Annotated in this window: 11 protein-coding genes and 4 pseudogenes; 2 read left to right on the top strand and 13 right to left on the bottom strand. The window is 68.1% G+C overall.

Annotated elements, in window-relative coordinates; translation table 11 throughout:
- Positions 1-254 precede the first annotated feature (254 nt).
- Positions 255-509, top strand: a pseudogene (locus tag ACIRP7_RS41525) (hypothetical protein); the annotation flags it as partial.
- On the opposite strand, the pseudogene ACIRP7_RS41520 reads toward ACIRP7_RS41525, so the two are convergent.
- From ACIRP7_RS41520 to ACIRP7_RS41500, 5 genes and pseudogenes are all read right to left on the bottom strand, one after another.
- Positions 504-1385 (bottom strand): annotated as a pseudogene (locus ACIRP7_RS41520) (transposase); the annotation flags it as partial. The pseudogenes ACIRP7_RS41525 and ACIRP7_RS41520 sit on opposite strands and share 6 nt — an antisense overlap.
- Positions 1386-2391: 1006 nt before the next feature.
- Positions 2392-2841, bottom strand: a complete 450-nt coding sequence (locus tag ACIRP7_RS41515; protein ID WP_403670930.1) for a hypothetical protein — start codon at positions 2839-2841, stop codon at positions 2392-2394.
- Between the two features lie 82 nt (positions 2842-2923).
- On the bottom strand, positions 2924-3148 hold the full coding sequence (locus ACIRP7_RS41510; protein ID WP_403671006.1) for a NucA/NucB deoxyribonuclease domain-containing protein: 225 nt from the start codon (positions 3146-3148) through the stop codon (positions 2924-2926).
- Positions 3126-4037, bottom strand: a complete 912-nt coding sequence (locus ACIRP7_RS41505; protein ID WP_403670928.1) for a hypothetical protein — start codon at positions 4035-4037, stop codon at positions 3126-3128. Before ACIRP7_RS41505 ends, ACIRP7_RS41510 begins: the two co-directional genes overlap by 23 nt.
- A gap of 228 nt (positions 4038-4265) precedes the next feature.
- Positions 4266-4583, bottom strand: coding sequence for a hypothetical protein (locus tag ACIRP7_RS41500; RefSeq protein WP_403670925.1), 318 nt, complete (start codon positions 4581-4583; stop codon positions 4266-4268).
- Between the two features lie 290 nt (positions 4584-4873).
- Here ACIRP7_RS41500 and ACIRP7_RS41495 point away from each other — a divergent pair, with 290 nt between their 5' ends.
- Positions 4874-6544 carry a protein kinase gene (locus ACIRP7_RS41495; protein ID WP_403670922.1) on the top strand — a complete coding sequence of 557 codons (1671 nt, stop codon included), beginning with the start codon at positions 4874-4876 and terminating at the stop codon, positions 6542-6544.
- Here ACIRP7_RS41495 and ACIRP7_RS41490 read toward each other — a convergent pair.
- The 8 genes and pseudogenes from ACIRP7_RS41490 to ACIRP7_RS41455 form a co-directional block, all read right to left on the bottom strand.
- Positions 6493-6788, bottom strand: a pseudogene (locus ACIRP7_RS41490) (phosphatase PAP2 family protein); the annotation flags it as partial. The gene ACIRP7_RS41495 and the pseudogene ACIRP7_RS41490 overlap by 52 nt on opposite strands.
- Before the next feature lie 102 nt (positions 6789-6890).
- A complete protein-coding gene (locus ACIRP7_RS41485; RefSeq protein ID WP_403670919.1) occupies positions 6891-7172 on the bottom strand; it encodes a hypothetical protein in 282 nt (93 codons plus the stop codon).
- Between the two features lie 164 nt (positions 7173-7336).
- A complete protein-coding gene (locus tag ACIRP7_RS41480; RefSeq protein WP_403670916.1) occupies positions 7337-7732 on the bottom strand; it encodes a lamin tail domain-containing protein in 396 nt (131 codons plus the stop codon).
- A 532-nt stretch (positions 7733-8264) separates the two neighbouring features.
- Positions 8265-8867: a hypothetical protein gene (locus ACIRP7_RS41475; RefSeq protein WP_403670914.1), complete on the bottom strand. Its 603-nt coding sequence runs from the start codon at positions 8865-8867 to the stop codon at positions 8265-8267.
- An 816-nt stretch (positions 8868-9683) separates the two neighbouring features.
- Complete coding sequence (locus ACIRP7_RS41470; protein WP_403670911.1) at positions 9684-10997, bottom strand: MATE family efflux transporter; 1314 nt, start codon at positions 10995-10997, stop codon at positions 9684-9686.
- Between the two features lie 27 nt (positions 10998-11024).
- Positions 11025-11918: an IS5 family transposase gene (locus tag ACIRP7_RS41465; protein ID WP_403670908.1), complete on the bottom strand. Its 894-nt coding sequence runs from the start codon at positions 11916-11918 to the stop codon at positions 11025-11027.
- A gap of 76 nt (positions 11919-11994) precedes the next feature.
- Positions 11995-12284 (bottom strand): annotated as a pseudogene (locus ACIRP7_RS41460) (transcriptional regulator); the annotation flags it as partial.
- A gap of 53 nt (positions 12285-12337) precedes the next feature.
- Positions 12338-12517 (bottom strand): M4 family metallopeptidase, encoded by a 180-nt coding sequence (locus ACIRP7_RS41455; protein WP_403670905.1) that lies wholly within the window; start codon positions 12515-12517, stop codon positions 12338-12340.
- Between the last annotated feature and the right edge of the window lie 122 nt (positions 12518-12639).

Below are 12639 nucleotides of genomic sequence, written 5' to 3'. Positions count from 1 at the left end.
GACCATGGCTGCCCTGGCGGACTGCCCCGCCGGGCTGCACCACGCCGGCCGGGACATCACACGCCGGTACGACCCCGGGCGCCACTCGCAGTTTGAGGCGGAGAGCCGTTCCTGGGCACAGGTGGCAGTCGCCGGGCTGCTGGATCTGGCTGGAGCAGACCGGCAAGGCGGGGCCACTGGACGCCCTGATCCTCGAACGCTCGGCGAAGGCGATTCAGACGCTCACAGAAGACTCCGCCGATCGCTCGGCCGGCGCCGCAGACCGCGACCCTGCCCCAGATGACAGCACCCCCGACGCCGTGCCCGATCTCATCTGTCCCGGACTCGGACCTGTCGCTGGGACCCGAGTGAGCATCGCCGGACTCTTCAGAGGTGGCCTCCACACCACCACCCTCGACGGCTGGAGCCTGGAAGTCGTCAGCCCCGAGTGACCCCACCATCGCGTTCCGCTCTCCACAGACGGAGGAATGCCTCACGGTGGACCGCACGGTGACCATTGGTGGCACATCTCCGAGGAAGCGGTTGAGCAGGTGGCGTTGTGCCAGTCCCCGTGCTCGCGTCGGCGGCGGTAGTGGGCGTTGGCTCCGGGTGATGCCTGGAGGGCTGAGAAGGCCCAGAGGAAGCCCGCGTGCTGAGTCGGTTGTTTTTGACAAAGCGGCGGCCGACGAAGCGTTTCTTGCCGGAGGCGCGGGTGATCGGGGCGGAACCGGCGTAGGACTTCAGGGCTCTGGCATCGGCGAAGCGGGTCCGGTCGTCACCGATCTCAGCGAGGACGCGGGCTGCGAGCAGGGGGCCGAGGCCGGGGAAGCTGAGCAGGATTTCGCTGTCGGCGTGCTGCTTGAAGGCGGCCTCGGCCGCTGTGGCAAGGTCATCCGCGGCCTGGCAGGTGGCGTCCAGCTGCTTGAGCAGGGCCAGCAGCTGCTGGCCGAACGCGTCCTCGACGGCCGGAAGCTGCCGGGCGTACTGGGAGCGGAAGATGCCCCGCAGGCGTGCGGTCTCGGTGTCGAAGGCGCGGATGCGGCCGCTGCGCTTGAGGGCGGCGCGCAGCTGGGCGAGGGTAAGTTTCGCCGCCTTGGCCGGAGTCGGGGCGAGTGTGAGGATCCGGGCGTCTGCCCTGGTCAGGCCGCCTTCCTTGCCCTGGAAGGCGTGCAGGGCGGCGGGGTAGTACTCGCGCAGCAGCGAGCGGACCTGGTTGGCGACCTGCTGGCGGCTCCAGACGGCGTCCTGCTGGGCTCGGGCCAGCACGGTCATGGCCTGGGCGAGTTCGCTGTCGGCGGGCGGTGGGCGTGCATGTCGGTGCGCAGAATGTTCGCCAGAACCAGGGCGTCACCGGGGTCGGACTTCTTGCGGCTGACGCCGTGCCGGTCGCGGTAGCGGGAGGCGGCGGGTCACGCGGCGCCCTAATCCCAGGACTCACAGGTCCGCCATCTCAGTAGCCGTTCGCGACACCAGCGCACCCCAGGGGCTCGGTCTTTCTGCAGAGCTCGCGGCTCGCGGTTGGAAACAAGGGATCGACCCTGGGGCGGGCTCGCGCCGTGACGGTCAACGTCCGGCCGGCCGCTGTGAGTTTCGCGGTGATCACGGAGGCGCCGGGCTGTGCCGCTCTTGACAGAGGCCTCGAAGGGCCCGGGGAAACGGAGGCATCAGCCCGGTGCCCGCATCATCACCGCGAAGCACGGACGGCGGCGGATCCCGTGACGGAGGCGAAGGTGCCGGGCCTCGCCGCTCTAACGGGAGGCCTCTCGGGCCAGGCTGACCACAGGCATTGCCCGACACCCACGTCACCGCCACGGAACCCACCGGGTGGACAGCGGCACCGGTCTCAGAGCGGGCCTCAAGGGCCAGAGAGGGCCAAGGCGTACCGCGCTGTCCGTCGCAAGCCGCTCGCTGCCCCCTTGCGGGCGCCTGTCCGAGCCGCTTACACCCTGGATTAGGAGAAACGTCCGCTCCTGGCGGCCCTCGCCGCATCGGACAAGGGGCCGTGGTCGGCCCGACCGGGCCCTCTTGTCGAGTCGTGGTCGGGCCCGTGGTCGGGCCCGACAAGGGGGCCCGCTTCAACCCCTGCGGCACCAGTTCGCCCCGGTTTGGATAGGGGGAGAAATATCCGGCCTTCATCCACAGGGGCGCGGCGTGAGCATCAGGTCAGTCGCCGTGATCGGCACGGCGGCCAGCCTGTTGAGGAGATCCGAATGTCGCACCTGGAGCAGTCCCGCACGCCGCTGACGCCCGAAGAGGTGGAGTCGCTTTCGAGTACGTCCTGGCGATACAGGACCACAGCGAGCACACCCTTGCCACCGTCATCGATCGGACGAAGGCCCTTCCGGCACCGACCTACCTCTTGTTGCGGCTGGCTGAAAACATCATCCTCCAGTGAGTGCAAACCGCTCTGTACTACGCGGGCCAAAACTGGAGTACGTGTTCCTCTACCTCGTACGCAGCAACGAGAAGGCGTCCCTTCCAGCGGTAGGGGGGTTCGAGGCCGGGCCGGTTGAACAGGTGCTCCGGCGGCGGTTCCTGGAACATGTCGTCGGGGTCAGTCCCGGTCGTGAAACTGGCCGGAGCGTCGGTGGCAGTACAGGTGAAGACTTCGATGTGGGTCCACTCCCCCGCCAGCGGCTCGGGTTCCTGGTCGTAGACGAGAAAGCTGATCTTGACCGGCTCCCACTCGGTGGAGCCTGCCATGATCGTAAGGCAGCTCTCGCTGTCGGTGGCAGTGACGCGGGTACGGGAGGACATGGAGGGCAGGGCAATGCCGTCGGGTTCTCCCATATCGATGACGTAGAAGGCGTGGTTCAGGGTGGCCATTCCGGAGTACTCGTCTACCGGCCTGATCTCTGCCATGGGTGTTTCTTTCCTCCGTCATAGGGGGCAGGCCCCTCGCGCCACGGGCGTGAGGGGCCTGCCGGTATCGGGTGGGGCGGTGTCACGCGCCGGCCTGCACGTAGAACTTGTCTCCGGGCAGGATGTGGTAGCGGCCGAAGAAGGTTCGGATGATGCCGCCCTGCTGGCGGTTCTCCTTCAGCGGCACCCACTTGATAGACCGGTTGGGCGGGTTGTAAGTGTTGCCGCCCTGCGTGGTCTCGGCAAACGGGTACTCGTCGCAGGAGGGCTTGGTGCCGTCGTCGCTAGGGTCGACAGTCCACCAGATGTCGCTCGGCTTGGGCTGGACGCTCGGACCGCAGACTTCGCTTCGGTTCTGGTCGGCCTGGGCCTTGGTGGCTCGGGTGAAGGGATCTGGAGCCCGGGTAGCCGATGTGGAGTCCGGCACCCTGAACCCTGCGGATGTTGTCGCCGATTCCGGGCAGGTTGGCCATGTCGGACAGCTTGGTCCAGTCCTTCTCGACCGAGATGCGGGTCGGGTAGACGCAGCCTGCGCCGTCTTGGCGGTCCTCGTCGTCGCAGCGGTAGGTGGATCCGACGTAGGCGGCTTCCCCGCTGGTGTAGCCCGCCTTCTTGAAGTCGAACTCGTAGCGGGTGTGGGTGGAGCGCGGGTGACCCCGGCTGACGGTGCAGGTGTGGTCTGCCGAGCCGGTGCGGGCCGAGCCCAGGGTGAACGGGGAGGCGAGGTTGCCGCCGGCGTGGACCTGGCAGCCGGAGCCGCAGGATGGGTGGAAGGTGGTGATGATGCCGCTGGCGTTGCCGGTTTTGCTGGCCTTGCCGACGGTGATCTTCTCGGACCACTTGATGCTCTTGAGGTTCAGGTGAATCTCATGCCACACAGTGAACTTGGCGGTCCCGACGGTGCGGCCATTCTTCTTCACACGGACCGTGATGGGCATGTGGTAGCAGTCCATCGTGCGGTTGACCGCAGTGGTCATGGGGTTGGGCTGCTTGCGGTACCCGGCCGGTTCGCCTGCCTGCGGCGTGACCGCCGCCCTGGCCTTGAGGTTGTCGGCGCTGAAGTCGGACTTCGCCGCGCTGGTGGTGACGGTGATCTCGCTGGTTCCGCTTTGAGGAGCGGAGGCGGCGATGGTGCCGGTGGCAGCGATGGTCAGGGTCGCGGCCGTAGCGATCAGTTTGCTTCTGGTCGATGTCAAGTTGTACCCCCGGTGTAGGTCGTCAGCAACAGGGGCACACAGACTCAACTCACGCGTCCCCCCGTCGCGTTGGCGCCATAAAGCACAGGCGGTGCACAGAACGCATCGCAATTTGATCTTTATTGACCATGGGTGAGCGAGGGGCGAGGTCGGGTGTGTGTCTCTCCGCTGTCCGCGATCGAGCAGACCTCTCAGCTTGACTCTGTCGGGGATCTTGGATGGTCGGGCTCAGCTGCCGAGCGTTCGCCAGGACTTTGACCGGGGGATCTCGTTCTGGTCCAGGAAGGTCTGGAAGGCGGTCGGCGGTCTCGGAGGAGAGGGTTCCTCGGTCGCCGACTGTCCGCTGAGTCGTTCGATGTTCACGGCGATGGCCGTGAGTATGCGCATGGGCGTACGCGGCCGTCCGGTGGCCGGGTCGAGTGAGGCGAGCGGGGCGACGGCGGCGTCGACACCGAAGACGGGGCAGATTCCGGCGGTCACAGCGGTGGTGGCGAAGCGGAGCGTGCCCGCGGCGGTGTTCCGATCGGTGAGCGCGAGCGTCGTCATAACGCGTTCGGCACGCTGCACGAGAGGTGAGTTGCCGACGTCCGCCTCGTCACGCACTGGAGCTGCGGCTTGCCCGGATGCACGGAAATGGGGGAAGGCAGCGGCTGCGGTGCCGGCCCCCGAAGGCCACCACCGAGTGAAGGTTCCGAGACTCCACGAACCGGGGTCAGGCCAGACAGGGTGCGTCGCCCGCCTGGTGGTGTGGGCCGCCGCGTATTCTGCTGGCCGTCCGCTCGGCGTGCGCGGTGCCGTCGCGCCGCGGACGGGGCGGAAGGATTGGGGAGGGATACGTGGAACCGGTGAAGCCAACTGATCCGGACGTGGTCGGGGGATACCCGCTGTTGGCCAGGCTCGGCGCCGGAGGCATGGGCCAGGTCTACCTGTCCCGGACACCTGCGGGGCGGCCACTGGCCCTGAAGACCGTGCGCCCGGACCTGGCCGCCGCGCCGGACTTCGAGCCGCGGTTCGCCCGCGAGATACGCAACAGCGATCTTGTCCGCTCGCCATTCACCGTCTCCGTCGTCGACTACAGCCCGCCCGGCCAGCGCCCGCAGTGGCTTGCGACCGAGTACGTCCCCGCCCCGTCGTTGGCCGACTGGGTCGTCGCGCACGGGCCGCTGCCGCCGCTCACGGTGCGTGCGCTGGCTGGCGAACTGGCTGCCGCTCTCGCCGCCGTGCACGCCTGCTCGCTGGCACACCGAGACGTCAAGCCGTCCAACATCCTCCTGGCCCGCGAGCGTTGCATGCTGATCGACTTCGGCATCGCCCGGGCGGCCGACGACTCACGGCACACCCGCAGCGGCGCAGTCATCGGTTCTCCGGGCTACCTCGCTCCCGAGCAGGTGTCCCACGGCGTCGTCACCGAGGCGGGCGACGTCTTCTCCTTCGCCTGTGTCGTCGTGTTCGCCGCGACCGGACGGAGTCCGTTCCAGCACAAGGGGGAAGATGTCTCGGCAGCCTCGCTGTTGTACCGCATCGTGCACGAGCAGCCGCACATCGACGCCGTGCCCCCGGAGTTGCTGCCCATCGTGGCGCGCTGCCTGGCCAAGCACCCGGAGCAGCGACCCGCCAGCGAGGAACTGACCGATCTGCTGCCCCGCCGCCCCGGCTCTGGCTGGCCCCAGGCCCTGCCGCCCGGTCTCGGCGACGAACTCGCCACACGCCACGCGGAGGTCTCGCACCTGGTCGCGGCGCCCACCGGCACGGCGGTTCCATCACCGCCCGCCGGTACCGCCGCCCCGCTGCCCGTGGCCGTCCCCGTCACTCTCCCACTGGTAGCGTCACACAGCCTTCCCGGCCAGTTCGGGCCTCCACCACGACCCGGGCCGAGCACAATCGGCCCCGAGGGCCCACCTGCTGGAAGAGCCAGCACCGGGCAGTCCACGACGCGCACATCGCGCACTTTGTGGTTTGCCGCAGCGGCCGTGGCAGTCGCCGCGCTGGTGGTGGCGCTGCTGCACCCGTTCGGTGGTGACGGTGGCGGCAGCCAAGCGGGAACGAGCCCGAAGGACAGCGAGCACACCTCGCCATCCACCTCGGCGACAGCACTGACGCTCCCGAAGAAATGGGCAGGCGTCTGGAGCGGCACCGGCCCGGGCAACCCCAGGGCCGATGGGCAGCTTTCGCCTCGCACCACCTCATTCAAGGTCACCCTGACTCTGCACACCGCCACCATCGGAGAACTCGCCGGTAAGCAGGTCAGCAACGTCACAGAGGCCGGCACTCAGCGCGAAGTTGGCTGCACCGAGGCCCTCGAACTGCGCGGAGTGCGTGGAACCACAGCCACCTTCGAGGCGGTCACCAGCCATCCCACTGACCGTTCTGCCTCCCTGCTGACGTGCGAGAAGGGCCATGTGTACGTCGTAGAGCTGACGGGCAACGACACGATCTCGCTCGGCGAGGAAGGCGCTCAGTCCGCCGGCGCGCCCTCCCGTCTACACCGCGGCCGGTCCACCGGCTGACGCCATCCCATGCGGACCCCAAGTGCCCCAACGGGGAGGCGGTGGATGAGCCAGGCGCCGGCCATGCCGATCATCGCGCCGACGGCGACGTCGCCGGGACGGTGGGCGCCGCTGTGGACGCGTTCGACGCGGCATCTCCGTCGGGGACCGCGCACAAGGTGCCGACCGGCGGCCAGGCCGGGGTGACGGCGGCAGTGAAGGCGACCGCAGCAGCGGTGTGGCCAGAGGGAAATGATGAGGAGTCGCGGACTGACCGGCTACTTCACCGACCACCATGCGTTCCTTGCCAGGACGATGCTGGACCGGATCGACGGCACATTTCGACACCCAAGGTTGAAGAACAAGCTCAGGCCGCCACCCAGTCCGGCTCGGCGGCGGCTCGCGCGCTGCGGAGGAGCGCCAGTGCGGCGACGGCCGTTCCGGCACCGACCGGGGCCATCGGCCACCACGGTGGGGAGCCGTCGTCTCGGACCGCCGTGAAGAAGACGAGGAACAGACAGACGGCCAGGCCAATCAGAACACCGTAGCTGTAGGCCGCGACGCGCTCCCCCACGTCGACGCGGGCTCGTCCGCCCCGGTTGAGTACCTGCGCCAGCAACGCGGTGGCCACGACGATGACGTACCCCATGGCGACGGGGGGCGAGCCATCGGCTTCAAGCGGCTGCTGCGGATCAGTAGATGATGTTCCTTGTACGCGCCTGAGCGACGGAGGGCCCCGGCCGGGCGAGCCGGTCGGGGCCATGCCCCGTCGTCCCGCGGCATCACCTCATGTCGCAGGTGCGGGAAGCGGGATCAGTGGTGGTGGCCACCGTGGTGGTGGTGCCCGCCCCAGGAGGCGTCGTCGATGAAGCGGTCGTGGTCGTTACGCAGGGTGGCGGTGTCGGAGTAGTTGTCCCACACGTAGTTGCGGCGGTCCATGTAGAGGTAGTTGTCGGTGTCGCGTCCCTCACCGGTGTGGATGCGGACCGTGGCACGGCCCTCGAGGCGGTAGCCGTCGAAGGTGTAGGTGTGACGGTCCTCGTCCCTCAGGGGCCAGCCGTCGAGATTGACCGTGCGGCGCGTGGTGTCGGTGAACTCCACCCACTCCTTGTTCAGCGAACGCCGCGAGCGGTCGTCACGGCCAGGCGAGTCGAACTGGACCGCGCTGATCTCTACCCTGGCCCCCAGGTTGTACGGGCACCCGCCCATCCCCTGGCCATGAGACGGGCCGGGTGGGACGGACTGGTGCGGTGTGCGGGTGGCGGCCGGTCGGCCGCACGCCCACACCATGGCCAACCCGCGCAGGTTGTGAACGCGATACGCGTGTCCGTTACTGTTCGCCCGAATCGCTGGAGCTTTTACCTGTAACGTCCATTAATGTGCCGAGGCACCAGGTTGACGCCCCCACTCACCACCATCTCGTGCAGCGCCGATCACCCAGGCTCGATCGCTACGCTGCACCACCCCGGCCCATCCGAGTGGCTCACCCGAAAATGCGTCACACAACGCGGAGCACAGCGCGACGCTGGACCGCGACCAAGGTGTGCCGGCCGCACGCAGCTTCGGCGGCAAGGGCGAGCAACTCCCCCACCGTGAACGCCTCACCTTCCGGACCAACGCACGTGGCGATGCCCCCGGCCACCCTCCCGGCTGTCGCAGCTTCCTCGAGGACGACGAACGCGTCCCGGATCGCGCGGTCTGCCAGCGAGAATCTGCGTCGCCAATCCCCCATTAAGGCGTTCTAGTCCCCCAGGTTTTCTGGCGGCACAGTCGCTGTCACCGCTGCGGGCAACCGGCCATTCAGGACTTCCTGACGTGGCAGTGACAGTCCGAAGTGCTCCTGTAGGGCGGTCGGAGTCGCTCGCAACGAGTCGAACTCCTCGCTCACATCATCATCGAGGAGACCGGCTTCTTCGAACTCCGGGAGCAGGAACGCCATGCCCTCGTCTGGGGTGTCACCGATGTCGAAGCGACCAACCGTTTGGCCGTCGCGGTAGTACCAGCACTCTCTGGGCGGGTCGTCCGGCTTCGGGGTCAGGTGCAAGACTTCGATTCCGTCTGCGGAGACGTCGGGGTGAGCCCACCAAGCCTTGGAGTGCCAGCCCTGCTCCACCGCATATGACCAGCCCGCGCATTCACCGAAGCGGGCCACGCGGGCTGATTCGCGGTCGTTGAACGTCAGTCGCTCGGCCTCGGCGAAGGTGATCGGGGCGAGCACTTCTCCGGGCCGGGCGCCGAGTCGGACAACGAGGTCACGGGGGCTGATGCCGCGTGCGAAGGTGACGAACAGGATGGGGGCGTCTCCGCGCCAGGCGTCGCTCAGCCAAGTGATGCCGTCGCTCAATGTCTTCTCCTGGTTTTAGGGCGCGACTGGGGCGGGATGGCGTGGCCATCCCGCCCCAGTCTCCGTGGTGGTCTACCAGCCGGTCATGGCTTCGGAACGGTGCACGACACAGTCACCTTGGACGCGTCGCAGTGCGCGAACTCGGGGAAGGCAACCCAGTACTCGTCCTTGTCCAGCAGACGGTACTTCGATGCCGAGGAGAACGTTCCGGAGAAGGGCTGCATCGACTGAGTATTCTGGTAATTCGACATCGACGAGTGTCCGCAGACTTCCTTCCACGTCGGGCAGCTGTACGGATGTCGTCGTACAGCCTCCAGTCGCCCGTCGCGATGCGTGAGGCGTAGGTCTGCACGCAGGCGTTGCCGGTGTCGACTTCGTTCATGCCGCCCAGGGAGGCGGGCATACCGCCCGAGTTGTAGGAGGCGGCGTAGGCGAACTCATCGCAGCTGGCGGTGTCGCTCGTGTCGATGGGGGTGGTGTCGGGGTTGCCGTAGGTCTTGGCCCAGCCATCCGGGCAGATGACCTTCCGGTTCAGGTCCGAATCCCGCACATACGCAGGCAGGTACTTGATCGGCTTGCCTGCTGCCTTGGAGCCGGGGTGGTTGGGAAAGCTTCGACTGGATCAGCCAGGCGTGCGCGACGGCGGCAGGCGTCCTGGCGAAGTTCATCACCCAGGTCGGCTTATAGGCCAAGAACACGCAGCCGGGGCTGGTGGCAGAGGCGACGACATCGCAGCGGATATCGAAGTCCGGGATGGAGTTGCCCAGCCACTGACTACCTGTTTTCGAAGCCGGGTTGTGGCGTCGAGGCGACTACCTATCCGACCCTCACCGGCGCCCCCGCACCGCCGCCCACCGCCAGCAGAGCGCTGTGGCGTCGGAAGGACGTGAGCTGCCCGACCACCAGCAACGCGTTGGCGCACGCGAGCGCACCCCACAGCCCTGTCAGACCCCGGGCCTCGGCCACCGGCACGGCAACCACTGCTAGCGCCCCCCCGACAACGGCGAACCGCACGAGGCTCGACAGGGTTCGCTTGATGCCGATCATGCCGAAGCCGACGACTGCCTGAAGCGCGTCGAACGCGACGACTAACAGCAGCAGGGGCAACTGCCCCCGCACCAGGCGCTGGATCCCGGCATCCGATGTAAACACCGGAATGACGACCCCTCGCAGCGTTACGAGCAGCAGCCCCAGCACCGCCACCGCACCGAAAGCGACCCGCAGTCCCGCCGCCACATTGCGTCGGGCATCCCACACGTCCCCTTCTTTCAGCGATTGGCCCATGAGCGGAATGAGTGCTTGCCCGACGGCAACCGCAGCAGTGAAGATCAGGTTGGCCAGTGACATGCAGACGGAGTGCACGGCGGCTGCGTCCGTACTGATGCGGGCAGCCGCAAGGGTCAGCACGCCCAGCGAGGCGAACTTCAGCAGCACCGTCCCGGCCAGCGGAATCCCCACTCGCGCAAACCGGAGGACCTCCCCGAACCGCGGCCGCCCCAGCCGCAGCGACCGCCCGGCCAGTACCGGCACCCGCCGCAGCCCGAGATGTGCCACGCAGGCGTTGATCGCCACCGAGGCGAGCATCGCCACCCCCGCACCGGGCAGCCCGAGCCGTGGAACGAGGCTCAGCGACAGCACGACTGCCGCGCCCGTGCCGGCCAGCCCGGACCGCATCACGGCCTGACCGCGCCCGAGTCCGACCAGGGTCGAGGTCGCCGACATGCTCAGGCCGAGTACAAACACGGCGGCAGCCAGCAGATACGGAAAGCCGCCCAACGCGTCCAGCGTCACTCCCGACACCCCGGCGATCCGCCCGAGCAATGGCACCACAGCCACCGCAAGAGCCCCCAGGAACCCGACCGTCACGCCCAGCCACATGCCGCTGCGCACGACATCGACAAGGCCGTCCGGATCGTCGTCCTTCTCGGCCACAAAGGGCATCACCCCGCGCAGCGCCCCGGCCACCGCAGCCGACGCGGGATTGAACACCGCGATCGCAACCGCGAACGCCGCCAGCGAGGCTGTCGCATGACGCCCCAACAGGGCCGTATCGACCACCGCCCCCGCCGACGAAGCGATCAACGTCAGATACAGCGGCAGCGCCGCCCCCGCTATCACGCGATCCTTCACGAGCCCAACCTAGCCCGAGTTTGGCGGCTACATGGCTGACGCCCTCCACGCTGAATGCGCAGAGTGCGATTTGCTGGAAGTCATCTTTGTCCAGCTGTCGGTGCGGGGGCCATTGCGGGTGAGGCGGCGGGTCATGAGGGTAATGAGTGACCAGGTCAGGTGGGCTTCACTGTGCTGGGGGAGGCGTTCGTAGTCCCTTGCGTTGCGGCGGGCGCGCATGGTCCAGCCGATCGCGCGCTCGACGCGCCAGCGGCGGGGCAGGACGACGAAGCCCTTGGCGCCCTTGGGACGGGAGACGGTTTTGAGGGTGATGTGGAGGAAGTCGCGGGCCCTGTCGACGAGCTGGCCGGTGTAGGCGGAGTCCGCCCAGACCTGGGTGATCTGCGGATGGGCGAGGCGGAGGCGCCAGAGCAGTTCGCGGGCAGCGTCGCGGTCGGTCATGTTCGTGGGCGTCACCAAGATCATCACGGGGAGGCCCGTGGTGTCGATCGCGAGGTGTCTCTTCCTGCCGTTGATTTTCTTGGCCGCGTCGTAGCCGCGGGTGGCTTTGCTGACGGTCTCGGCGGCCTTCACCGACTGGGAGTCGACGATCAGCGTCACCGGGTAGGGGCAACGGCCCAGGTTGGTGCGGATTCGTCGCCGTAGCTGGTCTCGGATCCAGGCCACTGCCCCGGCCCGGTTCCACCTTGCGAAAAACACGTAAACGGTCTCCCAAGGCGGGTAATCCGCAGGCAGGGCCCTCCATTTGGCTCCGTTGTCGGTGATGTAGCGGATCGCGTCAACGATCTCGCGGCGCGGGTGTTTCTCCGGTCGGCCGCCCTTCTTGGTCTGGCAGGCCGGCAGGGGCAGCAGGGGTTCGAGCAGGGCCCATTCGGCGGTGGTGGTGTCGGAGGGATAGCGGCGGCGCCTGGCGGTGGGCATGTCGGGCTCGGCAGACGGGGTCGGGCCGGTGGTGACCGGGCTATTTTGGTGAGCTGGGCGAGGGTGGCGCGGACGCGTCGGCCGGCGACAGGTCGGCGTCGACACCGAGGTCGGCCATGGTGGCGAGGTACGCGTCGCGCAGCCGGTTGTACCAGCCGTCCAGGTACGCCCGTTCTCGTATCGCACGTACGCCTCGATCGGCGCGAGGTCCTAGCCGAGCTCCACCGCGTAGGCGACGGTGGGCGTCGCGTACCAGGCCGGCCCCTCGGGGCGCTCGCCCTTCGGTGTGAACGGGCTGGGCAGCAGACTCGCGTCCAACTCCGCCCACGTGTCCTTGCCGACCTTCACCCGCGACAGGTCGACGTGCAGCTCTCCCGACCGTCAGCTACGACGTCACACCAACGAAGTCAGTATGAAGTTCAGAAGATCCCGACGGCAGCGAACGCCGCTTCGACTGCGGCGACCTTGAAGGTCAGCTCGTTTGCGGGCAGTGCTCGGAACAGAGTCCGTGCGCTGGCCACGACCGCGCGGCGGCTGTCTGTGAACTGCGAGGTTCGTGGCAGCCGCTGCGTGAGGGCCAGATAGAACATGGCCGCCACCTCAGCTGGGCTGAGCTTGAGTGAGCCATCGTCGTGGGGGGGGGGCCCCCCGGGGGGGCCCCCCCCCCCCGGGGGGGGGGGGGGGGGGGGGGGGGGGGGGGGGGGGGGGGGGGGGAGCGGGC

Source organism: Streptomyces sp. NPDC102270 (assembly GCF_044766405.1).
In the GTDB taxonomy this organism is placed as follows: domain Bacteria; phylum Actinomycetota; class Actinomycetes; order Streptomycetales; family Streptomycetaceae; genus Streptomyces.
The sequence above is the reverse complement of the archived record's forward strand: the minus strand, read 5'-3'. Positions and strand labels throughout refer to the sequence as shown.

Coding starts and splice junctions, on each gene's coding strand:
- ACIRP7_RS41515 (WP_403670930.1), bottom strand. CDS start 2,841: ATGGCAGAGATCAGGCCGGTAGACGAGTACTCCGGAATGGCCACCCTG.
- ACIRP7_RS41500 (WP_403670925.1), bottom strand. CDS start 4,583: ATGACGACGCTCGCGCTCACCGATCGGAACACCGCCGCGGGCACGCTC.
- ACIRP7_RS41485 (WP_403670919.1), bottom strand. CDS start 7,172: ATGGGGTACGTCATCGTCGTGGCCACCGCGTTGCTGGCGCAGGTACTC.
- ACIRP7_RS41480 (WP_403670916.1), bottom strand. CDS start 7,732: ATGGGCGGGTGCCCGTACAACCTGGGGGCCAGGGTAGAGATCAGCGCG.
- ACIRP7_RS41465 (WP_403670908.1), bottom strand. CDS start 11,918: ATGCCCACCGCCAGGCGCCGCCGCTATCCCTCCGACACCACCACCGCC.